Raw genomic sequence first — 23,037 nt, forward strand, 5'->3', positions numbered from 1 at the left:
GCACCCAGGTCTGCCCTTTCGGTACTCGAAAAAGATCGCCGTCGATCGGGCTGCTGTTAGCATTTCCGGGCAAAAACGACACGCGCCTCTCTCTCCTGGACAGGAAAACGTGATCAGACAAGCCCTTTCGCGACGCCACCGCATTGCAGCGGTCGTCGCGGGCAGCCTGGCCGCGGCCGTAGCCGTAGCCGCTGGTGTCACCCTGACGACCGGTGACTCCTCCCCGAGCACCACGACGACATCTGCTGCGTCACCCGACGTCTCCACCGGGATCCAGCAGGCCGACTGGGACGCGTCCGACCAGGCCGGAAAGCCGATCAAGGGCAGCTACGTCGTCCGGTTCTCCGACAGCGCCGACCTTCGTACGCCGGCCCAGCTGAAGAAGGCCGCCCGGCACCTGACGGACGAGGTGGGCGGCCGGGTGACCACCGTCTACAGCACCGCGCTGCACGGCTTCGCCGTGAAGATGAACGCCCAGCAGGCCAAGAGGATGGCAGCGCAGCCGCGGGTGAAGTCGGTGACCCAGGACCTCACGGTCGCCTCCCTGGCCACCGGCGACACCGATCCGGACAGCGCCGCCCACCAGACCGACGCCTCCTGGAACCTGGACCGGTCCGACCAGGCGAGCCTGCCGCTGAGCGGTACCTACGACTACGACTCCAACGACGGCGCCGGCGTGGACATCTACGTCCTGGACAGCGGCCTGCGCATCACCCACGAGTCGTTCGGCGGCCGGGCCGCCCTCAGCGGCCCGAACCCGGACGACGCCGAGGACTGCGGGGGTCACGGCACCGCGGTCGGCGGCGTGGCTGCCGGTGACACCTACGGGGTGGCGAGGAAGGCCAACATTCTGGGCATCCGGGTGATCGGGTGCGACAACCTGGCGGCCGCGACCGACGCTCTCGCCGCTCTCGACTGGATCGACGCGAACGCCGCCGGCCCTTCCGTGATCAACGCCAGCTGGGGCACCGGCGCCTACGCGCCGCTGGACGAGGCGGTCCAGGCGACCATCGCCTCCGGCGTCGTCTTCGTCGTGGCGGCCGGGAACAGTGCCGACGACGCCTGCACCCGTTCGCCGGCGCGGGTCCCCGAGGCCATCACGGTCGGTGCCACCGACCCGGACGACAACCGGTCCAGCTACTCGTCCTACGGTTCGTGCCTCGACCTGTTCGCACCCGGCAACGACGTCCAGACCGCCTCGTACACCAGTGACACTGCGTCCGAGACCACCGGAGGGACCTCGTTCTCGGCCCCGCTGGTGGCCGGGGCCGCCGCCGTCTACCTGTCCGACCACCCGTCAGCCACCCCGGCCCAGGTGAGCCAGGCCCTGACGGACTGCGCCGTGCCCGGCATCATCGCCGACGCCAAGGCCGGTTCGCCCAACCTGCTGATGCAGAGCCGGTGCCACTCGGGCCTGGTCCTGAGCAACCCGGGCCGGCAGAAGACGACGTTCGGCCAGCAGGTGTCCCTGCCGGTCACCGCCTCCGGCACCAGCGGAACGGTCACGTTCAAGGCCACCGGCCTGCCCGACGGGATCACCATGAACACCTCCACCGGAAAGATCACCGGCGCCGTCACCTCGTCCGCGGCCGCGACCAACCTGGTCACGATCACGGCCACCGACAGCGCGGGAAGCACCACCGAGACGTTCCAGTGGGATGTCGTCGTGGGGCTCGGCTACGTGAAGGGGGTCGGCGGGTACTGCCTGGACGACGACAACTCGCAGACCGCCGAGGGCACCAAGATCCAGATCCATCTGTGCAACCAGAACTGGCTGCTGCCGATCGACGGCACCATCCGCTTCTACCAACGTGACGTGACCAAGTGCGTGAGTGCCGCCGGCGCCGACTCCGCGGACGGTCGGCTGATCGTGCTGAACAGTTGTGACGACGGGGACGACCAGGTCTGGAAGCAGGATTCCGCCGGGCAGCTGGTGAACCCGGCGACCGGTCAATGCCTCACCGCCCCGCGCGCCGGCGAGGCGGTCCAGCTCACCCTGGCCGCCTGCACCGGGGCCGACGGCCAGAAGTGGGAACTGCCCTCCGGCATGCCGACGACGATCACCTTCACCAATCCGGGCAGCCAGGTGACCCACCGCGGCACCGTGGTGAGCCGGCGGATCCGGGCCTCGAGCCTCGACACCACGGCGACGTTCACCTACACGGCCACCGGCCTGCCGGCCGGCCTCTCCATCGACAAGAACTCCGGCCTGGTCAGCGGCACGGTGACGACGCACCAGGACGCCAGTACCGCGACGGTCACGGCGACCGGCAGCAACGGTGCCACCGGCAGTGTCTCGTTCACCTGGAAGGTGGCCGACGGACAGATCGCCGGCGCCGCCTCGTGGTGCGCGGACGACTACTACGGCAAGACCGACGAGGACAACCCGGTCGTGGTGTGGCCGTGCGACAAAAGCACCGACACCCAGGCGTGGACCGTTCGCGACGACGGCACCTTCGAGGTCAAGGGGGTCTGCCTGACCGTCGACGGCACCGCCGAGGCGGGCGCCGCGGTCGGGGTGGGTGACTGCTCCGGCGCATCCACCTGGGCCCAGAAGGGCGACGCCACCGTGGAGTCAGGCTCGGGTCTGTGCCTGAACGCGCCCGCCTTCACCACGGCGACCCAGTTCACCCTGGCGACCTGCGACGGCAGCACCCGCCAGTGGTGGCACCTGCCCACCCCCGACGGTGACACCTCGGTCCCGACGCCGACCTCCACCGGTGAGCCGACCACCAGCCCGACGTCGACCTCTACCCCGACGTCCACGGGCGACCCGACGTCCACCCCGACGTCCACCCCGACATCCACCAGCGACCCGACCGGCACCGGGACGTCGTCGCCGACGTCCACCGCGCCGGCGGAGGGTGGCCCGATCGCCACCCCGGACGCCAGCTGGTGCGCAGACGTCCGCGACGTGGTCTGGCTGTGGGACTGCAACGGTTCTGCCGCACAAAAATTCGTTCTCGACGACGACGGGCGCCTGAGCCGGTCCGACGCCTGTCTGACGCCCTCGCCGGACAGCGACGGCCGGGTGGCCATGGCCGGCTGCGACGCCGACGACGAGTCGCAGGTCTGGGAGCAGGCCGCGGACGGAACGGTGGTCAACACTGCATCGGGTCAGTGCCTGACGGCTTCCGAGTTCGCCTACGGGGCGTCGTTCGGCCTCAAGGCGTGCACCGCTGCCACCGAGCAGCTGTGGACGTTGCCCGCAGCCTGAGCGCATCCGCGTCGAGGGCCCCGGACGTGCACGTCACATCCGGGGCCCTATTCACTGGATCCTTCACCGGCTAAGTTGGATCCACTTCCATCGACGCAGAGTGAGGGCACGTGGATACAGCAGCGGCCACCGGCTCGCATGACACCCGTAACACCGCCAGCGTGCTGGCGGCCCGCGCCGATGCCCGGGCCCAGGGCGACCAGCAGTCCGCGTGGATGCCCTACCTGCCCGCGTCGAGCACGCCGTTCCCGCCCGAGGACGTCGACCCGGCGCTCCTGGTCTGGGCGGAAACCGTTGCCCCGGGCGGGTACACGCACAAGGTGCTGGCCCGCGGCAGCCAGGTCCGGCTGGACGACCCGACCGGTGACGCCTGCGCCCACGTTCTGCTCTACAACGCCCTGGAGCCGGTGGAGCGGCTGAACGTGGCCGACACCCGCAAGATCCCCTGGCAGGCCTACCTTTCCGACGACCACCCGCTGCTGTCCAACGACGGCCGGGTGCTGGCCACCGTCACCCGCGACACCTCGGGCCGCCACGACACGTTCTGCGGCACCAGCAGCGACGCCTGGAACCTGCACAAGTACGGCGACGCGCGGCCGGAGGGCCCCTCGCCGTCCGGCATGGCGCAGTTCACCCTCGCCGCCGCGAAACACGGCCTGGGGCCGCGTGATCTGCCCCCCGCGGTGTCGTTCTTCCAGGGTGTGCACGTCGCCGCCGACGGCGGCTTCGAGTGGCTGGGCTCGGCCGGGCCGGCGTCGTCCGTCGACCTGATCGCCGAGCTGCCGCTGATCGTGCTGGTCGCGAACGTGGCCCATCCTCTCGACCCGCGCGAGAACTACCAGGTCGGACCGCTGCGCGTGCATGCCTGGCGGAGCACCCCGACCGGTCCGGGTGACACCGCCTACGAGGCCTCGCCGGAACGCCGGCGGGCCTATCTGAACACCGTCGACTACGTTTCGGCCCGGGGGTTGTGATGGCGGAAAGCACGGTTCCGGTGGGCTATTCGTATCCACCGGAGACGGTTCTGGACTGGTCGGAGCCGCTGGTGGCCGGCCGGATCGTGCTCGACGAGCGGATCGCGGCGCGCGGCGCCTGGTCGGCCGTCGTGCGGGCCGGTGACGTCCTCACCCTGGTCGACGTCGGTGGCAACCAGTCGGGCGACTGCCTGATCTACTCCGCGGCCGACACCGCCGAGCACTACAGCGTGCCGGACACCCTGCACTGGCAGGGAAACGCCTACGTGCGCACGGGAACCGTGCTGCGCAGCCAGTTCGGCAACCCGCTGATGACGGTCGTGGGCAACGAGGTGGAACGGCAGGACACGATCGGCGGGGCCTGCTCCAAGGAGTCGAACACCCTGCGCTACGGACACCACACCGCGTTCGAGCACGGCTGCCGGGAGAACTTCCTGGCCGAGGGCATCCGGCACGGGCTGGGCGCGGGCGACATCGTGTCGAACCTGAACTGGTTCATGAATGTGCCGGTGGAGCAGGACGGTTCGCTCGGCATCGTCGACGGCATGTCGGCCCCGGGCCGCCGCGTGGCCCTGCGTGCCGACCAGGACGTGCTGGTGCTGATCTCGAACTGCCCGCAGATGAACAATCCCTGCAACGACTTCAACCCCACGCCCCTGCGGGCCGTCGTCACCCGGACCACGGAATGAGCTCCACCGCAAGGGTTTCGGCCGCCTACCGAAAAATGGTGGACGACGATCATCCCGCGATCTGGATCACCCTGCGTCCCGAGGCCGAGGCACTGGCCGAGGCGCGGGAGATCGACCGGCGGGTGGCCGACGGTGAGCACCTGCCGCTGGCCGGGCTGGTCGCGGCGGTGAAGGACAACATCGACGTGGCCGGGCTGCCCACCACGGCCGGCGCCCGCTCGTACGAGTACCACCCGGCTGCCGACGCCACGGCCGTGGCCCGGCTGCGCGCGGCCGGTGCGGTGGTGATCGGCAAGACCAACCTGGACCAGTTCGCCACCGGCCTGGTCGGCACCCGCAGCCCGTTCGGCGCGGTGCCGAACGCCTGGGACCGCTCGCGCATCTCGGGCGGATCGAGCTCGGGGTCCGCGGTCGCGGTGGCCCTCGGGCAGGTCGACCTGGCCCTGGGCACCGACACGGCCGGCTCCGGCCGAGTACCCGCGGCGCTCAACGGCATCGTCGGGGTGAAGCCCACCCGCGGCCTGGTGCCGACCACCGGTGTGGTGCCCGCCTGCCGGAGCCTGGACTGCGTCACGGTTTTCGCCCGGCGCCTCGACCTGGCCCGGCTGGCGGCGGAGATCATGGCCGAACCGGACGGCCCCGGACCGCCGGCGAACCCCGGGACCCCGGTGCCGGTGGCGGGCGTCCCACGGATCGCCGTCCCCACGCGTGAGCACCTGGACGGGCTGGCCCCCGGGTGGGCCGAACGATTCGGCGAGGTCGTGCAGGGGCTGCGGCGCTGCGGGGTGCGGATCGTCGAGGTGGACATCGCACCGCTGCTGGAGGCCGCCTCGCTGCTGTACCAGGGGGCGTTCGTGGCCGAGCGGACGGCGGCGGTGGGCGACCACCTGGCCGGGCACGCCGGCCTGATCGGCACCGACCTGGACCCGACCGTCGCGGCGATCATCAACGCCGGGCACCAGATCGGCGCCGTGCAGGTGTTCCGCGACCAGGAGAAGCTGGAGCGGCTCGGGCAGGCCGGCCGGGAGCTGCTGGCCGGCACCGACGCGCTGCTGACCCCCACCACCACCTGGCACCCGACGCTGGCCGAGGTGGCCGCCGACCCGGTCGGCGCGAACAGCCGGATGGGCCGCTACACGAACTTCGCCAATTTGCTCGACCTGGCCGCCCTCGCGGTGCCCGCCGGTGCGGTGAACGGCCTGCCGTTCGGCGTCATGCTGACCGGCCCCGCCCACAGCGACCAGGCGCTGGCCGCCCTGGCCGGCCGGATCGGCTTCGACGACGTGGACCTGCTGGTGGTCGGGGCGCACCTGTCCGGCCAGCCGCTGAACGGCGACCTGGTGCGGGCCGGCGGTTCGCTGGTCGGCGCGGTGCGCACCACGGATGCCTACCGGCTGTACGCCCTGGACACCACGCCGCCCAAACCCGGCCTGGTGCGGGCACTTCCCGGTGAACCCGACAGCACCGGCACCGCGGGCATCGCCGGTGAGGTGTGGCGCCTGCCGGCGGCGGGCTTCGGGGCGTTCGTGGCCGCGCTGCCCCGGCCGATGGCGATCGGCCGGGTCGACCTGGACGACGGGCGGCAGGTGAGCGGGTTCCTCTGCGAGCCCTCCGCACTGGCCGGTGCGACCGAGATCACCCGGCACGGCGGCTGGCTCGCCCACCTGGATGCGGTCAGGAGCCGGCCGAGCTCATCGTGATCTTCGGTCGGCAGAACGGAGAGTCGACCTGGCGGTGCGAGCATCCCGCCTCGCCTGACCCGGGCCCCCGAGAAGCCAAGGGCAGAGCGGGTTCTGGCGTCAGTTCTGCTTGATCACGTCTTTGCCGGGTCCACCCAGCAGGGTGTCGGTGCCCGTGCCGCCGTACAGCTTGTCGTTGCCGCTGTTGCCGTAGATCGTGTCGGCACCGGCGTCGCCGTACAGCCGGTCGTCACCCCGGCCGCCGGTGATCTCGTCACGCCCGGAACCGCCGTGGATCAGGTCGTTGCCGTCACCACCGGCCAGGTCGTCCTGCCCGGCGCCGCCGTAGATGGTGTCGTTGCCGGCACCGCCGTCGATGTTCCAGGCCTCGCCCTTGGTCACCCGGATCGTGTCGTTGCCCTTGTCGCCGTGCACCCCGGTCAGGTCGCCGCCGGCCCGGCCGACGGTGATCTTGTCGTTACCGGTGCCACCGTAGATCTTTCCGCCGTCGAGGTGGGTGTCCGGGCTGGTGTAGGTGTCGTTGCCCAGGCCCAGGAACCATTCGTCGGGGCTGTAGGTGTCGTCGGTCGGGTTCACGAACCGGACCGAGTCGTTCTTGTCGCCCAGCTTGAAAGTGCCCACGTAGCCAGGGTCCTGGCCCATCAGCACGTTCCAGGTGCAGGAGATCCGGGTGCGGTCGCCGCTCTTCGGGTAGGTGCAGTACTCGCTGGCCGAGGTGATCTCGACGGAATCGTCGATCACGTAGGTGAACTCGAGCTCGCCGTAGCCGGAGTGGTCGTCTTCGACCCCCTTCGAGGTCTTGGTGACGGTGAGCTTGTTGGTCTGGCCGCCGGCCGCCTGGTAGGTCAGTTTCTGGCCGTTGGCGCTGATGCTGACGGTGGCCGGCTTGGCCGCGGCCTGCGCGCCGCTCGCCAGGAGCACCGGTGAAAGACCCACAGCCAGCAGCGATGTGGTGGTCACGGCCAGTGCGGGCAGGCCTGGGCGGCCTCTGCGTCGGGTCATGCGGAATACCTCCGTGCGGGATTCGAGCCGTATGGGGGTTTTACCCCGATACCTCACGCTCTCAGATCCACCGCGTCCCCGTCCCCGGAACGGCCGAAAAAGTCCGGTCCGGCTCCCGACGGCCCAAACCCGGGTCCCGCCAACCGCATCCGCTGCGGCCGGCGGGACGGGGGTACGAACCGGGATCGTCAGTTCTGCTTGATCACGTTCTTGCCGGAACCGCCGAGCAGCGTGTCGGTGCCCTTGCCGCCGTACAGCTTGTCGTTGCCGCTGTTGCCGTAGATCTGGTCGGCGCCGTCGTTGCCGTAGAGCGTGTCGTTGCCCTTGCCACCGGTGATCACGTCGGCCCCGGAACCGCCCTTGATCAGGTCGTTCCCGGCGTCACCGTTCAGGTACTGGGTGCCCTTGCCACCGGTGATCGTGTCGTTGCCGGCGCCGCCGTTGATGAACCAGCTGGTACCGCTCTTCACCTGGACGGTGTCGTTGCCGGTACCGCCCAGCACCCCGCCCAGGTCACCGGAGATCTTGTCGATGGTGACCTTGTCGTTGCCGGGACCGGCCTCGATGCGGCTGCCGTCGGCGTACTTCGTGCTGACGTAGGTGTCGTTGCCGGCGCCCAGGTAGAACGTCTCGGCGTCGTAGGTGTCCCCCTTCGGGTTCACGAACGTGACCTTGTCGTTCTTGTCGCCCAGCTTGATCGCCGAGACGTAGTCCGGGTCCTGCCCGGCCTCCACGATCCAGGTGCAGACCACCTTGGTGTGGTCCGAGCTGACCGGGTAGGAGCACCGGTCGTCGGTGAACGTGATCGTGACGACGTCGTCGAGCGTGTAGGTGTACTCCGACGCACCGTACGCGGAGTTGTCGTCCTCCACGCCGGCCGTCGTCTTGGTCAGGGTGAGCTTGTTGGTCTGCCCGGCGGCCGCCTGGTAGGTCAGCCCCTGCCCCTGGAAGGTGACGGTGGCCGACGTGGCCGCCGCCTGCGCGTTTCCCGCCAGGGCGAGAGCACCCGCGCCCCCGGCCACCAGGACCGCGGTCGCTCCCAGTGCAGGCAGCGCGACCCGGCGTCGTCTGAAAGCCATGTGTTGATCCTCCGGGTTGGGATTCGTGTCGGTACGGGGGTTTTCCCCCGCGGCGGCACGCTGCCAGATCGCGGGGACCCGCACACCCGAAACGGCGAAAAGTTCACTTTCGGCGGGATCGGCGCCAAAACGCCGAGGACGCCGAGGGCCTCACGGCCCGTCGACGTCCTCTGCTGTGTTCTTGAAGGTTCTCGGAGGTCAGTAGCCCCAGCGCTCGCACATCGGGCGCAGCTCGACCGGCACGTCGGAGATGTCGGGCAGGGGGCGGCCCTGCTGGATGGTGCCGGTCTTGATCTTGTCTTTCCAGTCCCCGATGCCCTTCACGAAGCCACCGTGGTCCTGCTTGCCGTACTCCAGCATGCCGGGTTCCCACTCCAGGCCGAGGAATTCACAGATCAGCTGGGTCTGCTTGGCCGGCTCGCTGGTCAGGTCCTCGTACCGCAGGGTGAGGCCGGCCCGCTTGTTCCGGGCCTTCTCCAGGTATTCCATGTAGTTGAGGGTGTGGTGAATGGCCTTCTTCAGCGGCCGCTTCTCCGGGTCGCCCTCGTGCCAGGACTGCGCGATCGACCAGGGATGGCGGATCAGGTAGATGAATTTGGCCTTGGGCCAGGCGGTGGCGAGCCGGTCGGCGACGAACACGTTGCTCGGGGTCTTCTCCACCAGCACCGACTTGCCGCTCTGCACCAGCTCACGGTGGAGCATGCGGTCCCAGAGCAGGTGCTCCAGGTCGCGCTCGTTCAGGTCCAGGTGCTCCAGGGCCTGCTGCACCGGCTCGGTGTAGGCGATCACCTGGGTGCGGCGGAAGTGCATCTCGTGCGGGGAGTGGATCTGCGAGTGGCTGTTCAGGATCACCCGGGAGAGCGTCGATCCCGAGCGCACCGAGGAGAGCAGGAACACCGGGCGCTGCACCAGCCGGTCACGCGGGTCGGCCGGGCGGCGCACGGGAATGCGCGGCTTCGGGGCCTCGACGGGCGGCGGAACCTCCTCCGGCGCCTCGTCTTCCTTGATCCGCACCACGCGGAACCCGAAGCGTTGCTCGAGTTCCCGGTTGACCGCTGCTACCACCTTGCGTCGCTGTGCCACGCGGAGAGAGGTTACGCAGTTTCTCTGTGCGTTGTACATGCAGGACCTGTGTTGAGACAGACTTGGTACAAAATTTGAACACAGCCTGCACGAATGCCGGGTTTCACGCTCCGGACGGTGGATCTGCGATGAATTCGAATACCGATCGGTTACGCACCGGTGAAGCGGAACAACTCGATGTCCTGATCATCGGCGCCGGGCTGTCCGGCATCGCGACGGCATGTCACCTTGAGCGTTCGCTCCCGCACACCAGGTACGCCGTGCTGGAGGCCCGGCCGGACACCGGCGGAACCTGGGACCTGTTCCGCTATCCCGGTGTTCGATCCGACTCGGACATGTTCACGCTCGGCTACTCGTTCCGTCCGTGGCGTGGCCGATCCGCCGTCGCCGACGGCGGATCGGTGCTGAACTACCTGCGCGAGACCGCGGAAGAGTACGGCGTCAGTTCCAGAATTCGCCTCGGGCACCGGGTTTTTTCGGCGTCCTGGTCGGGCGAGCGGGCCCGCTGGCTGGTGCGGGTGCGGCTGGAGGACGACGAGGAGCTGGTGATCAGTTGCGGCTTTCTCTGCCTGAACACCGGGTACTACGACTACGAGCAGCCCCACCTGCCGGAATTCCCCGGCCGCGAGCGGTTCACCGGCCGGCTCGTGCATCCCCAGCTGTGGCCGGACGACCTGTCCTGGGCCGGGCAGGACGTGGTGGTGATCGGCAGCGGGGCGACCGCGGTCTCGATGGTGCCGGCGCTCGCCCCGGCCGCCCGCCGGGTGATCATGCTCCAGCGCTCCCCCGGCTACCTGATCTCGCTGCCCGCCCGCATCCCCTGGACCGGCCGCCGGCCGAAGCTGGAACGTCTGCGCAGCGCCACCGTGACCTCCCTGTTCTGGCACCTGTGCCGGCTGGCCCCGCGGTCCAGCGCGCGGTGGCTGATCGGCCGGGTGCGGCGCCTGCTGCCCCCGGGCTACCCGGTGCACGAGCACTTCACACCCCGCTACCGGCCCTGGGACCAGCGGCTGTGCCTGGTGCCCGACGCCGACCTGTTCACCGCCCTCGCGTCGGGCGACGCGGAAGTGGTGACCGGCACCGTCGACACCCTCACCGAGCGCGGCGTGCGGCTCACCGACGGCCGTGAGCTGCCGGCCACGCTGATCGTCGCGGCCACCGGCCTGCGGCTGAAACTGCTCGGCGGGATCGCGCTCGACCTGGACGGCGAACCGGTCGATCCGGGGTCGACCGTGATGTACAAGGGCTCGATGCTGAGCGGGGTGCCCAACCTGTCGGTGACCGTGGGCTACCCGAACGCCTCGTGGACGCTGAAGGCCGAGCTCACCGCCCGGTTCGTGGTGCGGGTGCTGCGGCACCGGCGCCGGTGCGGGTACCGGGTGGCGGTGGCATCACCCCCGCCGTCCCCCCAGCGGTTGCCGTTGATGCCGCTGACCTCGGGTTACCTGCTGCGCTCGGCCCGTTCGGTGCCCCGCCAGGGCGGCCGGTGGCCGTGGCGGCTGTACCACTCGTTCTGGATCGACACCGTTCTGGTGCGGGGCGGACGGGTCAACGGCGAGGGGCTCACCTTCCGCCGCTGATCCCGGGTCAAGCCGCGGCTGCGGGGTGCCGACACCTCCGGGGTGAAGCCGGGGGTCGATCAGGGTGTTCGGGGCGTCTCCCTGCTGGTCTGCGGGACCGGCGGGAAGACCTTCGCGGTGCCGCTGGGTGCCGTGCGCGAGACTCTGCGCCCGTTGCCGGTCTCGCCGGTGCCGGGCATGCCCGGCTTCGTGCTCGGGGTCGCCCGGGTGCGGGGGTCCGCGGTGCCGGTGGTGGACGCCGGGGTGCTGACCGGGGGACGCCCGGTGGAGGCCACCCGCTGGATCACCCTGAGCGCGGACGCCCACCGGTCCGTGGCGCTGGCGGTGGCCGCCGTGACCGGCATCCGCACGCTGCCCATGAGCGACCTGGAGCAGTTGCCGCCGTTGCTCGGCGGTGAGGGCCCCCAGCTGTTCTCCGGGATCGCCTCCCGGGACGGCGAGTTCCTGCTCGCCCTGGAGGCCTCGCACCTGGTGCCGGACGGGCTCTGGGACCGGCTGGCGGGGGTGACGTCATCCTGACCGTGAAGCGGCCGGGCCGCCGGCGTCCCTCGTCGGCCGTCACAACGGTGGACGACGAGGAGCTGGACCGCTTCGCCCAGATCGTCGAACGCCAGCTCGGGCTCACCTTCGGGACCGCCGACCGGGCCCGGCTGGCCCAGGCGCTGCACCACCGGCTCGACACCGGAACCGGTGGGCGGACGTCCGGCTACCTGGACCGGCTGGAGGGCGGCGGGGCGACACGCGCCCAGGAGCTCGCCGGGCTGGCCGGCGAGCTGACCGTGGGCGAGACCTACTTTCTGCGGCAGGCCGAGCAGTTCCGGGTGCTCACCCAGCAGGTGCTGCCGGAACGACTGGGACAGGCCACGCGGCCGCTGTCACCGTTGCGGGTGCTGTCCGCCGGGTGCGCCAGCGGCGAGGAGCCCTACTCGCTGGCCATCGCGCTGGCCGAGGCCGGGCACCCGGAGAGCCGGATCACCGGGATCGACGTGAACCCGCTGGCCCTGGCCAAGGCCCGCACCGGGCACTACACGCCGTGGTCGATGCGGGTCGTGCCGCCGCTGGTGCAGCGACGCTGGTTCGTCAAGGAGGGCAACGGCTTCCAGATCGTGCCGCGGCTGCGCGAGAACGTGGAGTTCCGGCAGGCCAACCTGGCGGCCGACGATCCCGCCCTGGTGCGGCACGGGTTCGACGTGATCTTCTGCCGCAACGTGCTGATGTACTTCGCGCCGGACAAGATGGCCGAGGTGGTGGCGCGTTTCGCCACCGCGCTGCTGCCCGGCGGCTACCTCTTCCTCGGGTCGGCCGAGACGCTGCGGGGCGTGTCCGGCGACTTCGACCTCCGGGAGAGCGGCAACACCTTCTACTACCAGCTCGCCGACCGGCACCGGCGCATCCCGGAAACCCGTGCCCACCGGTCGGTTCCGCCCCGGCCCCGGGCGCCGCACGACCCCCCGCCGGGACCCGGGCCCGCCGACCGGGAGTCGTTCGGGCAGGTGCTCGATCTGGTGCGGGCCGAGCGGTTCGGGGCGGCGCTCGGCGTGCTCGGGCTGATCGACCTGCCGGTCCCGCCGCCGCGCACGCCCTGGGAGACCGAGGTGCTGCTGGTGCGGGCCGTGCTGCTGGCCCACTCCGGCGACCTGACCGGCGCCGGGCGGGACGCCCAGCGGCTGATCGGCCGCGGCGGCCCGGTGGTCGCCGACGCGCACGCGGTGCTGGCCACCTGCCGGGAGGCCGACGCCGACGCCCGCGGCTCGCTGCTGCACTGGCGGGCCGCCACCGAGGCGGACCCTCGTTTCGCCATCGCCCACCTGCATCTGGGTCGTCTCGTCCGGGGCACCGGTGACCTGGCCGGGTCCGGTCGCTCCTACGACCGGGCGGCGGCCCTGCTGCCGCACGAGAGCGAGCGGCGGATGCTGCTCTTCGGCGGGGGTTTCGACCGGGACGCCCTGCTGTCGGTGTGCCGCACGATGTCGCGGGAGGGGTCCGCATGATCACCGACGAACGGGTCGAGCTCTCCCACCGGGCCCGGCTGATGCGCGAGGAGTTCGACACCGGGTTCGCCGAGATGCCCGGTCAGGTGGTGGCCGACACCGAGGACGTGCTGCTGGTCCGGATCGGCGACGAGGAACGGGTGGTGCCGCTCGGCGAGGTGGCCGGCGTGGCCGCCCGGCCGCTGATCACGGCCGTCCCCACGACGCAGCCGGCGATGATCGGGCTGATCAGCGACCGCGGCAACGTCACGGCCGTCTGGGACCTCGGGCAGCTGCTCGGGCTTCCTGCCGAGAACCCGCGCTGGTTGGTGATTCCCGCGATCGAGAAGAGCGTCGCGTTCACCTTCGACCACTTCGCCGGCTTTCTGCGCGTCGAGCAGGAGCAGATCGCGGACGACCAGAGACTCTCGCTGGCCGGGCTGGTCGAGACCATCCGTGAGCTGGCCGGAACCGGATCGAGAGGCACGACATGAGAACGAACTGGACGTTCGGCCGGTCCCTGGGGGTCGGCTTCGCCCTGGTGCTGCTGCTGAACGTGATCGGCGGGGCGGTGGCGCTGTTCGGGCTGAACGAGGTGGTGCGGGCCAAGGACCGGGTGATCGAGGTGGACAGCCGGCTGGAACTGATCGCCCAGAAGATGATCTCGGCCCGGGCCGAGCGGGCGGCGGACGCGCGGGCGTACCTGCTGACCGGCGACACCGACTTCCGGCAGGACGCGGAGAACGGCACCGACAGGTTCGAGGCGCTCCTGCGGGAGGCCGGCGGTGTGGTGCACACCGACCGCGGACGGTCGCTGCTGGCGACGATCCGCTCGGTGGAACAGACGGTCGTCGAGGTGCAGGCCGACCTGTTCGAGGTGCGCGCGAACGGCACCACGCTGGAGTCGGCCCAGGCGTTCGTCGGGGCCCGCAACACCCGGGTGGCGTTGCAGAAGGCCCTGACCGACTTCGCCGACTACGAGGAGGCCCTGACCGAGGAGGGGATCCGGGCGGCCGAATCGGCCCAGCGACGCGACATCATCACGATCGTCGTGGTGATCGCGGGCGCCGTGCTGGCGACGGCGCTGATCGGCCTGTTCATCACCCGGCGGATGCGCCGGCGGATCGGCACCGCGGTCGGCGACGTGCAGGCTTCCTCGGCCGAGCTCCAGACCACCGCGAACCAGCAGGCCGTGGGGGCGATGGAGCAGGCCACGGCGATGAGCGAGATCTCCACCACGATCAACGAGCTGCTGGCCACCTCGCGGCAGATCACCGAGAGCGCGCAACGGGTGTCCGACGTGGCCGAGCAGACCGCGGAGGCGGGCGGCTCGGGCCGCAGCACGCTGGCCACGGCGCAGCAGTCGATGGACGAGATCAGCGGCCAGGTGGACGTGATCGTCGGGCACATGCTGGAACTGGGCGAGAAGTCGCAGCAGATCGGCGCCGTGCTGGGGATCGTGTCGGAACTGGCCGAGCAGACCAACATCCTGGCGATCAACTCGACCATCGAGGCGGCCGGGGCGGGCGAGTCCGGCCGGCGGTTCGGGGTGGTGGCCGACGAGATCCGCAAGCTGGCCGACCGGGTGGCCGAGTCGACCAAGGAGATCCGCACGCTGATCGACGAGGTGCGCGGCGCGGTGCACACCACCGTGCTGGCCACCGAGATCGGCAAGAAGTCGGTGGACGCCGGCACCGCCCAGTTCGAGAGCGTGGCGGCACAGTTCGAGCAGATCGTCGACCTGGTGCAGACCACCACCGAGGCAGCCCGGGAGATCGAGCTCTCGACCAAGCAGCAGACGTCGGCGGTGGAGCAGGTGAACTTCGCCGTCGGGAACGTCACCCAGACCACCCGGGACAACGAGGCCGGATCGGCCCAGACCCTGGTCACCGCGTCGCAGCTGGCCGAGTTGTCGTCACGGCTGCGGATGCTGATCGAGCCCGGCACCCTGGCCCACCCCGAGCTGGTGGGTGCCGCGGCCGGCCGGTCGCACGCGTCTTCGGGCTCGCCCGGGTCCTCCGGCTCGCACAGGTCCCCGGGATCGCACAGTTCTTCCGGATCGCAGGGTTTTTCGGGATCGCACGGGCTGCTCGGCCCGCCGGACCGGGACGACCTGGGTGACCTGAACAGCCGGGACGACCGGGACGACCGGGACGAGCCGCCGGACCGGACGGCCGACCGGTGAACGATCTCGAGCAGTACTTCCGGATCGAGGCCCGCGAGCTCATCGACGAGCTGAGCGTGGCCCTGTCCGAGCTGTCCGCGGGCGGTCCGGCGGGCGGTCCGGCCGGGGTCGCGCTGCGGCACGCCCATACCCTGAAGGGCGCGGCCCGGGTGGTGGGACGCGTCGCCATGGCCGACCAGGTGCACGAGCTGGAGGAGTTGCTCGGGCCGTACCGGAACTCCGCCGAGCCGGTGCAGAGCGCGTTGCTGGGCCGCATGCAGGTGCTGGTGGACTCGCTCAGCGACGATCTGGAGGGCCACTCCGGCGAACCGGCGGCCGCGGAGGAGGAGAGTCCGGGGCCGGCGATACCAGAGCCGGTGATTCCGGGGCCGCGGGCCGAGAGTCCCTCCCCCTCGGGCCGACCCGCCGACGCGGGCGTCCCGGTGGCCTCTCCCACCGAAGAGCTCCAGGCGTCCCCCGGCAACGCGCCGGAGGCGCGAGACCACCCGTCCACCACCACGATCGAGACCACCCGCACCGAGGAACTGGCCAACACCGCCCAGACCGCCCGGGCGTCGCTGACCGAGATCGACAACGTGATCGACGGGGTCGGCCAGACCCGGATCGAGCTGGGGGCGGTGCGTGACGCCGCCCGCCGCGTCTGGCAGCTGCGCGCGGAGGCCGGGCCGGGCGGTCCCGGTCCCGGCGGCAACCGGCTGACCGAGAAGCAGTCCGACGAACTGGCCGCGCTGGCCAGGATTCTCGGCAGCAGCGCGGACCGGATGGAGCGCGAGCTGCGTGAGGTGTACACCACCGCCGAACGGTTGCGGCTGATCCCGGTGACCACCATCGTCCCGGATCTGGAGCGGGGCGTGCGGGACGTCACCGCGGCCCAGGGCAAGCTGGCCCGGCTGGAGGTGCGCGGCGCCGAGATCGCCCTGGACGCCAATGTTCTGGCGGGGGCGCAGACCGCGCTGCGGCAGATCGTCCGCAACGCGGTGGCGCACGGGGTGGAGACGCCCGCCGAACGACTGTCCCGGGGCAAGAGCGAGACCGGGCTGGTGCGGGTGGAGGTGACGCACGGCGCGGCCGGGGTGCGGTTCCGCTGCACCGACGACGGCCGGGGCATCGACATCGGCGCGGTGCGGACCAAGATGATGCAGTCCGGGCGCACGCCGGACAACTCGCTCGGCGACGCCGACATCCTGAAACTCCTTCTGGGCAGCGGGATCAGCACGGCGTCCACGGTCAGTGAGATCTCCGGCCACGGGATCGGCCTGGACGTGGTGCAAGACGTGGTGCGGCGGATCGGCGGACGGATCGAGATCCACACCGAGCCCGGCCGGGGCACCACGATCGACCTCACCGCACCGGCGTCGATGACCGCCCAGGAGGTGGTGCTGGTCCGCCCGCAGACGGAGCAGCAGGAGTTCGACGACCCGGACCCGGCGGGCTCCGACGACGCCGGGCCGCTGGTCGCGCTGCCGCTGCACGCGATCCGGCAGGCCAGAAGGGTCACCCGACAGGACTTCTCGGGAGCGATGGCGGTGATGCACGACGGGCGCCGCATCCCCTACGCACCACTGCCCGACGTGCTCGGGCTGCCCTCCACCGAGCGGGACGGCCCGGCGGGATCGGGCGGACGCACCGTGCTGGTGCTGGACGGGGCGAACGGGCCGGTCGCGGTGGGGGTCGGCCGGTTGGTCGGTACCGCCGAGGTGGCGGTGCGCACGGTGCCCGCCCTGGCTCCGGTTCCGCCTCTGGTGTGCGGGGTCTGGATCGACATCGACGGGCGGCCCCGGCCGGTGCTGGACCCGGTGCACCTGGCGGCGGAGGCCACCGCCCGGCGGATGCCCCGGTCCCCGGTGGCCGATCTCGTCCCGGTACCGGTTGCCCGCAACGGCATCTCGCGCCGGGCCACGATCCTGATCGTCGACGACTCGCTGACCACCCGGATGCTGGAGCGCAGCATCCTGGAGTCGGCCGGGTACCGGGTGGAGCAGGCCGGGTCGGCGGAGGAGGGCCTGGCGATGGCCGCCCGCAAGCGGTACGCGGTGGCCGTGGTCGACGTGGAGATGCCCGGGATGGACGGCTTCGGCTTCATCGAGCAGACCCGCACCCGGGCCGAACTGAGGCACATGCCGTGCATTCTCGTCACCTCGAAGGCTTCGCCGCAGGACCGCGAGCGGGGCCGGGCGGCCGGGGCGCGGGCGCACATCGACAAGGGCGAGTTCCACCAGAGCACACTGCTGGACCGGGTGGCCGAGCTGGTCGCCGAGGGGGAACGATGACGGCCGGGCGGACGGTGCGGGTGCTGGTGGTCGAGGACTCGCGCACCGTGCGGGCCCGGATCGTGGCCGCGCTGCGCTCGGACCCGGCGATCGAGGTGGTGGGCGAGGCCGGTGACGGGCAGGCCGCCGTCGACGAGTGCACCCGGCTGCGACCCGACGTGGTGACGATGGACATGATGCTGCCCGGGATGTCCGGCCTGGCCGCCACCGAGCACCTGATGCAGTACTGCCCCACACCGATTCTGGTGATCTCCAGCGCCGACAACCGGGCCGGATTCATCGACACGATGGCCGCGCTGGAGGCCGGTGCGGTGGACGTGCTGGAGAAGCCGCTGGGCCGCGACCCGGGCGGCGGGAACGACGCCTGGGACCGCGAGTTCCTGCGCACCGTCAAGCTGGTCGCCAAGATCAAGGTGATCCGGCGGATCGGCCACCACCCGGTGCCCGCCGACCGGCAGCCCGCCCTGCGCGCGCCCGCGCCCGACCCGGCGCGCCCCTACTCGGTCGTGGCGATCGGTGCCTCGACCGGCGGCCCGACCGCGGTGGCCACGGTGCTGCGCACTCTGCCGGCGACCTTCGCCCTGCCGCTGCTGCTGGTGCTGCACGTGCACGAGTCGTTCGGCACCGCCTTCGCGTCGTGGCTCCAGGAGGCCACCGAGCGCCGGGTGCGGCTGGCGACGAGCGGCGAGCCGCTGAGCCACGTGCGGCCGGGTGAGGTGGTGATGGCCCCGCCCGGGCGGCACCTGCGGGTGCGCAGCAACGCCCTGCTGCTCAGCGACGAGCCCGAAAGACATTCCTGCCGGCCCAGTGTCGATGTGCTGTTCGACTCGCTCGCGGCCTCGCACGGCCCCCGGGTGGCGGCCGTGCTGCTGACCGGGATGGGCAAGGACGGCGCCACCGGGCTGCTGGAGATCGACAAGGCCGGTGGCCTGACCATCGCCCAGGACGAGGCCACCTCGGCCGTGTTCGGGATGCCCGGCGAGGCGGTGCGTCTGGGCGCCGCGCAGCACGTCCTCGGTATCGACGAGATCGGCCCCGCACTGGGCCGTCTCACCGTTCCCTTCGATCTGGCAGCGCGGGTGAGGCCACGATGAGCACCGACCATCCGGAGAGCATCGGCACGGTGCTCATCCTGGACGACAGCCTGACCGTGCGGATGGACCTGGTGCGGGCGTTCGAGGAGGCGGGCTGGCGGACCATGCCCTGCGCCACGGTGGCCACCGCCTGGGAGCGACTGGCCGCGGAGCCGGTGGACTGCGTGGTGCTGGACGTGGTGCTGCCCGACGGCAACGGCGTGGACGTGCTGCGGCAGCTACGCACCGACCCGGGCACGGCGGCCCTGCCGGTGCTGATGCTCAGCACCGAGGCCGAGGTGCAGGACCGGATCCGGGGTCTGCGCACCGGGGCCGACGAGTACCTCGGAAAGCCCTACGACTCGGGCTATCTGGTGGCCCGGGCGCAGGAGCTGATCGCCTCCGGCACGGCCGTGCCGGAGGCCGGGGCCGAGCACGTGGTGCGGGTGCTGGTGATCGACGACAGCCCGGACGTGCGGGACCGGTTCGCCGACCTGTTGCGGGCGAGCGGGTACGAGGTGGTGCAGGCCGATTCGGGGCTGGCCGGGCTGCGTCTGGCGGCGGCCCGGCGACCGGACGCGGTGCTGGTGGACGCCGAGCTGCCGGACATCGACGGGGCCACGGTGATCCGCCGGATCCGCCTGGACTCGGCGTTGCGTGGGCTGCCCTGCCTGCTGCTCGCCGCCTCGGAGGACGCCGGGGCCGAGCTGACCGCCCTGGACGCCGGGGCGGACGCCTTCGTGGGGGCGGGCACGGACGCCGACGTGGTGCTGGCCAAGCTCAGTGCCGCGCTGCGGCAGACCGTGGTGGCGGGGCCGGTGGTCGACACCGCCAGCCTCCAGCGACTGAAGAAGGTGGTGGCGGTCGGTTCCACGGTGGTCGCCTCGCACGCCGAGCACCTGCGCGGCGAGGGGTTCGACGTGGTGCAGGCGCACACCGGCGACGAGGCGCTGGAACTGCTGGCCTTCCAGGGCTGCGACTGCATCCTGATCGAGCTGTCCGCCGACGACGGCCCGGTGCAGCTCGAGGTCTGCCAGAAGGTCAAGGCGGCTCCGGGTGTTCGCGACGTCCCCCTGATCGTGATCGGTGACGACGACCAGCGGCAGACGATGGTGGACGCGCTGGCGGCCGGGGCCGACGACTACGTGAACGCCTCGGCCGACGTCCGGGTGCTGCTCGCCCGCATCCGCGCGCAGCTCCAGCGCAAGCAGATCGCCGACGAGTACCGGCAGATCCGGGAGAGTCTGCTGCGCCGCGAGATCGAGGCCGCGCAGGCCCGGGCGGACGCCGAGATCGCCCAGACCAAGGCCGCGATGGTGGAGGAACTGGAGCGCAAGAACCAGGAGCTGGAGGCGTTCAGCTACTCGGTCTCGCACGACCTGCGCAGTCCGCTGCGGGCGATCGACGGGTTCACCACGATGCTGATCGAGGTGGTGGACGAGCACCTGGACGAGAGCAGCCGGCACTACGCCGACCGGATCCGGGCGTCGGTGAAGCGGATGAACGAGATGATCGACGACCTGATCCAGCTCTCCCGCGTGGGCCGGGCCGAGATCGCCCGCCGGCCGGTGGATCTGGCCACGATGGCGAACGAGATCCTGACCGACCTGGCGGCCGGCTCCCCCGGCCGTCAGGTGGAGCGGTCGATCGGCGACGGGCTCACCGCGAGCGCCGACGCCCGGCTGCTGCGCAACGTGCTGGAGAACCTGCTGGGCAACGCCTGGAAGTTCAGCGGCCAGGCGGAGAGCCCGCGGATCGAGGTGGGGCGGGCCGGGAACGGCGACTTCTTCGTGCGGGACAACGGTTCCGGGTTCGACATGAGCCAGGCCGGGCGGCTGTTCTCGCCGTTCCAGCGGTTGCACAAGCAGACCGATTTCCCCGGCACCGGCATCGGGCTGGCCACCGTGCACCGGATCATCGAGCGGCACGGCGGGCGGATCTGGGCCGAGTCGGCACCGGGGCAGGGGGCCACGTTCTGGTTCACCCTGCCGGAGGGGACGGGCTAGCCGGAGTGCACCTCCAGCTCACCCAGCTGGGCGTTCGGCCAGCCGCTGTTGGCGCTGAAAACCAGCTTCAGATAACGGGTGCTGGCCGAGACCGAAACCGTGACGCTGTTGTTCGAGCCGTTGTTCGCGTCGAACGTGTAGCCGGTGGCTCCCTTGATCGAGGAGTACGAGCTGCCGTTGCGGCTGCCCTGCACGGCGATCGTCTGGGTGCGGCTGTTCCAGTCCGAGACCGGCGGCAGCGAGAGCACCAGCCGGCCGACCTTCTGCACCGAGCCGAGGTCCACCGTGAGGGTCTGCGGGAAGCCCTCTTCCGCCTCCCAGTAGGTGCCGGCGCTGCCGTCGGTGACGTTGCTGGCGGCGTAGTCCTGGGTGTGACTGCTCTCCTGCACCCAGCGCCCGGACACCAGGTTCACCGACGCGTCGGCGGTGACCACCGAGCTGGTGGCCTTCGTGGTGCTGCTGCTCGCCTTCGTGGTGGTGCTGCTGCTCGTCGTCCTGCGGGTGGCCGGGGCGTCCGCGGACGGGGCACTGGTCGCCTTGGGCTCGCCGGTCTTCTCGGGCGCAGCCTTCTTCGTCGCCTTCTTGCTGGGCGTGGCGCTCGGGGTGGCGGTGGCCGTGACGCCGGCCGTGGTGGTCTCCGAGACCGTCGGGATGGTCACGTTCAGCTGCTGTTCCGAGGACAGGTTGTCGGGGTCGTCGCCGGAGATCGACTGCACCGCCAGCATTCCGCCGACGATCACGGCCACCACCGCGGCGACCGACCCGCCGATCACCGCGCCGCCGCGCAGACCGGGCACCGGTACCCCCAGCCAGGTACGCCGGGTCGCGCGGCCCGCCCACGAGGACACGAAGTCCTCGTGCGCGTTCCGGGGGCCCTGGGCGTCCTTGAGGTTCGGGGTGTTCCGGGTACTCCGGTCGGTACTCCGGTCGATACCCCGGGCACCCCGGTCGTTCCGGACGACCTCCTGGGCCTCACGGCGACGCCGGGCCGCCCGGCCCTCCGTCGTGCCCGGCGCCGGTTCGCTGGTCTTCACGCTCTGCGTCTCCCACGACTTCCACGACACGGCAGCAATGGCGGGTCAGATACGCCATGAGCGTGGCAGATCCGTTTCGGCCTGATTCGCGCCGGGAACAGGATTTCCCTTTCGGCCACGCAGAACTGCCCCGTCGGACCTACCGGTCCGGCGGGGCAGCGTCGGTGAAACCGGCTCAGCCGGTGAAGGTCCAGATGTGGTCGTCGTCCGGGGAGCAGGTGTACAGGGTCAGCTCCTGGTCGGGCTGGTCGTGGGCGTTGTTGATGTTCGAGACGTCCAGGCACAGGCCGCTCTTCACGTTGACCAGGTAGAAGCCGCCGCCCTGGGCCTGCTTCCGGAACATCTGGTTGTCCGTGTCACCCGGCAGGCAGGCGTGCGTGATCACATTGGTGCCGGCCGCGACGCTGCCCGAGCCACCGACGTCCAGGCAGTACTGGGACTTGACCTCGCGCAGCAGGAAAGTGCCGTCGGCCTGGGTGATCGTCTCGTAGCGCTGGTTGTCGTCCGCGCTCGAGTCGCAGTAGTACTGAGTGACGTTCACGTCGCCGGCCACCGCGCCGTAACCGGGCAGGTCCACGCAGAACCCGGTGACCAGGTTCTTGATCGCGCCGACCGACGCCGTGGTGGCTCCCGGCTTCTTCTCCGCCTTCTCGGCGGCCGCCGTGGCCTTCTTCTTCTGCGCCGCCGTCTGTTTCTCGCTCTGCTTGACGGTCTGCTTCGGCGTGCTGGTGGCCTCCTCCGTCACCGTCCGGGTGTGGACGGGGACAGCGGCCTCCTTGGTCTTCGTCTTCTTCGGGTCCTTGGTGGCCGTGGCCGTGGGCTCCGCCGTCGCGGTCGCCGTCGGCGAGGGCGAGGTGGTGCTGCCGAGACCGGCCGAGGTGAGCGCGGCGGTGTCGGACGTGCCGTCACCCGACCTGGTGAACGCCTGAACCGCCATCACGCCGCCGATCACGATCCCGACCACCAGGGCGGCCGAGGCACCGATCACGACCACGCCGCTCAGGCCCCTGGTCGGCACCCCGATCACGGGGCGGCGGCCGAGCATGGAGCTCTTCCAGGAGGAGAGGAACTCGGTGTGCTCGTCCGGCTCGCTCTCGCTCTCCGGGCGACGGCCGGAACCCGGCTCGCTGGAACTCACGGTCTACTCCCACTCACGACGGCGGCTGACCTCAGGG

17 protein-coding genes are annotated in these 23,037 nt (G+C 71.1%); 12 read left to right on the plus strand and 5 right to left on the minus strand.

What is annotated here, in order from left to right; translation table 11 throughout:
* The first annotated feature begins 109 nt into the window (after positions 1 to 109).
* The 4 genes from KIH74_RS31955 (at position 110) to KIH74_RS31970 (ending at position 6,580) form a co-directional block, all read left to right on the plus strand.
* Positions 110 to 3,217, plus strand: coding sequence for a ricin-type beta-trefoil lectin domain protein (locus KIH74_RS31955; RefSeq protein ID WP_214160142.1), 3,108 nt, complete (start codon positions 110 to 112; stop codon positions 3,215 to 3,217).
* 110 nt (positions 3,218 to 3,327) lie between these two features.
* Entirely contained in the window at positions 3,328 to 4,191 is an 864-nt protein-coding gene (locus KIH74_RS31960) for an urea amidolyase associated protein UAAP1 (protein ID WP_308114056.1), read from the plus strand.
* On the plus strand, positions 4,191 to 4,880 hold the full coding sequence (locus tag KIH74_RS31965; RefSeq protein ID WP_214160143.1) for an urea amidolyase associated protein UAAP2: 690 nt from the start codon (positions 4,191 to 4,193) through the stop codon (positions 4,878 to 4,880). Before KIH74_RS31960 ends, KIH74_RS31965 begins: the two co-directional genes overlap by 1 nt.
* Positions 4,877 to 6,580 (plus strand): allophanate hydrolase, encoded by a 1,704-nt coding sequence (locus KIH74_RS31970; protein ID WP_214160144.1) that lies wholly within the window; start codon positions 4,877 to 4,879, stop codon positions 6,578 to 6,580. The genes KIH74_RS31965 and KIH74_RS31970 overlap by 4 nt, the downstream gene beginning before the upstream one ends.
* Positions 6,581 to 6,679: 99 nt before the next feature.
* Here KIH74_RS31970 and KIH74_RS31975 read toward each other — a convergent pair whose 3' ends face one another.
* The 3 genes from KIH74_RS31975 to KIH74_RS31985 form a co-directional block, all read right to left on the minus strand.
* Positions 6,680 to 7,582: a calcium-binding protein gene (locus KIH74_RS31975; RefSeq protein ID WP_214160145.1), complete on the minus strand. Its 903-nt coding sequence runs from the start codon at positions 7,580 to 7,582 to the stop codon at positions 6,680 to 6,682.
* Between the two features lie 188 nt (positions 7,583 to 7,770).
* Positions 7,771 to 8,661 carry a calcium-binding protein gene (locus KIH74_RS31980; RefSeq protein ID WP_214160146.1) on the minus strand — a complete coding sequence of 297 codons (891 nt, stop codon included), beginning with the start codon at positions 8,659 to 8,661 and terminating at the stop codon, positions 7,771 to 7,773.
* 198 nt (positions 8,662 to 8,859) lie between these two features.
* Positions 8,860 to 9,744: a sulfotransferase family protein gene (locus KIH74_RS31985; RefSeq protein WP_214160147.1), complete on the minus strand. Its 885-nt coding sequence runs from the start codon at positions 9,742 to 9,744 to the stop codon at positions 8,860 to 8,862.
* 128 nt (positions 9,745 to 9,872) lie between these two features.
* Here KIH74_RS31985 and KIH74_RS31990 point away from each other — a divergent pair, with 128 nt between their 5' ends.
* The 8 genes from KIH74_RS31990 to KIH74_RS32025 are packed head-to-tail and all read left to right on the plus strand — an operon-like array spanning position 9,873 to position 20,828.
* Complete coding sequence (locus tag KIH74_RS31990; RefSeq protein ID WP_214160148.1) at positions 9,873 to 11,324, plus strand: flavin-containing monooxygenase; 1,452 nt, start codon at positions 9,873 to 9,875, stop codon at positions 11,322 to 11,324.
* 42 nt (positions 11,325 to 11,366) lie between these two features.
* The gene (locus tag KIH74_RS31995; RefSeq protein WP_214160149.1) at positions 11,367 to 11,843 is read left to right on the plus strand and encodes a chemotaxis protein CheW; all 477 of its coding nucleotides are present in this window, start codon (positions 11,367 to 11,369) and stop codon (positions 11,841 to 11,843) included.
* Positions 11,844 to 11,845: 2 nt separating this feature from the next.
* Positions 11,846 to 13,315, plus strand: coding sequence for a CheR family methyltransferase (locus tag KIH74_RS32000; RefSeq protein WP_214160150.1), 1,470 nt, complete (start codon positions 11,846 to 11,848; stop codon positions 13,313 to 13,315).
* Entirely contained in the window at positions 13,312 to 13,788 is a 477-nt protein-coding gene (locus KIH74_RS32005) for a chemotaxis protein CheW (protein ID WP_214160151.1), read from the plus strand. Before KIH74_RS32000 ends, KIH74_RS32005 begins: the two co-directional genes overlap by 4 nt.
* Positions 13,785 to 15,479: a HAMP domain-containing methyl-accepting chemotaxis protein gene (locus KIH74_RS32010; RefSeq protein ID WP_214160152.1), complete on the plus strand. Its 1,695-nt coding sequence runs from the start codon at positions 13,785 to 13,787 to the stop codon at positions 15,477 to 15,479. The genes KIH74_RS32005 and KIH74_RS32010 overlap by 4 nt, the downstream gene beginning before the upstream one ends.
* Complete coding sequence (locus KIH74_RS32015; RefSeq protein WP_214160153.1) at positions 15,476 to 17,749, plus strand: hybrid sensor histidine kinase/response regulator; 2,274 nt, start codon at positions 15,476 to 15,478, stop codon at positions 17,747 to 17,749. The genes KIH74_RS32010 and KIH74_RS32015 overlap by 4 nt, the downstream gene beginning before the upstream one ends.
* Positions 17,746 to 18,843 carry a chemotaxis-specific protein-glutamate methyltransferase CheB gene (gene cheB, locus KIH74_RS32020; RefSeq protein ID WP_214160154.1) on the plus strand — a complete coding sequence of 366 codons (1,098 nt, stop codon included), beginning with the start codon at positions 17,746 to 17,748 and terminating at the stop codon, positions 18,841 to 18,843. The genes KIH74_RS32015 and cheB overlap by 4 nt, the downstream gene beginning before the upstream one ends.
* Positions 18,840 to 20,828, plus strand: coding sequence for a response regulator (locus KIH74_RS32025; protein WP_214160155.1), 1,989 nt, complete (start codon positions 18,840 to 18,842; stop codon positions 20,826 to 20,828). The genes cheB and KIH74_RS32025 overlap by 4 nt, the downstream gene beginning before the upstream one ends.
* Here KIH74_RS32025 and KIH74_RS32030 read toward each other — a convergent pair.
* Entirely contained in the window at positions 20,825 to 21,862 is a 1,038-nt protein-coding gene (locus KIH74_RS32030) for a discoidin domain-containing protein (RefSeq protein ID WP_214160156.1), read from the minus strand. The two genes, KIH74_RS32025 and KIH74_RS32030, sit on opposite strands and share 4 nt — an antisense overlap.
* 175 nt (positions 21,863 to 22,037) lie before the next feature.
* A complete protein-coding gene (locus tag KIH74_RS32035; RefSeq protein WP_214160157.1) occupies positions 22,038 to 23,000 on the minus strand; it encodes an RICIN domain-containing protein in 963 nt (320 codons plus the stop codon).
* Positions 23,001 to 23,037: the final 37 nt, after the last annotated feature.

Origin of the sequence: Kineosporia corallincola, assembly GCF_018499875.1 — a bacterium.
In the GTDB taxonomy this organism is placed as follows: domain Bacteria; phylum Actinomycetota; class Actinomycetes; order Actinomycetales; family Kineosporiaceae; genus Kineosporia; species Kineosporia corallincola.

Coding starts and splice junctions, on each gene's coding strand:
- KIH74_RS31965 (WP_214160143.1), top strand. CDS start 4,191: ATGGCGGAAAGCACGGTTCCGGTGGGCTATTCGTATCCACCGGAGACG.
- KIH74_RS31970 (WP_214160144.1), top strand. CDS start 4,877: ATGAGCTCCACCGCAAGGGTTTCGGCCGCCTACCGAAAAATGGTGGAC.
- KIH74_RS31975 (WP_214160145.1), bottom strand. CDS start 7,582: ATGACCCGACGCAGAGGCCGCCCAGGCCTGCCCGCACTGGCCGTGACC.
- KIH74_RS31980 (WP_214160146.1), bottom strand. CDS start 8,661: ATGGCTTTCAGACGACGCCGGGTCGCGCTGCCTGCACTGGGAGCGACC.
- KIH74_RS31990 (WP_214160148.1), top strand. CDS start 9,873: ATGAATTCGAATACCGATCGGTTACGCACCGGTGAAGCGGAACAACTC.
- KIH74_RS32005 (WP_214160151.1), top strand. CDS start 13,312: ATGATCACCGACGAACGGGTCGAGCTCTCCCACCGGGCCCGGCTGATG.
- KIH74_RS32010 (WP_214160152.1), top strand. CDS start 13,785: ATGAGAACGAACTGGACGTTCGGCCGGTCCCTGGGGGTCGGCTTCGCC.
- cheB (WP_214160154.1), top strand. CDS start 17,746: ATGACGGCCGGGCGGACGGTGCGGGTGCTGGTGGTCGAGGACTCGCGC.
- KIH74_RS32025 (WP_214160155.1), top strand. CDS start 18,840: ATGAGCACCGACCATCCGGAGAGCATCGGCACGGTGCTCATCCTGGAC.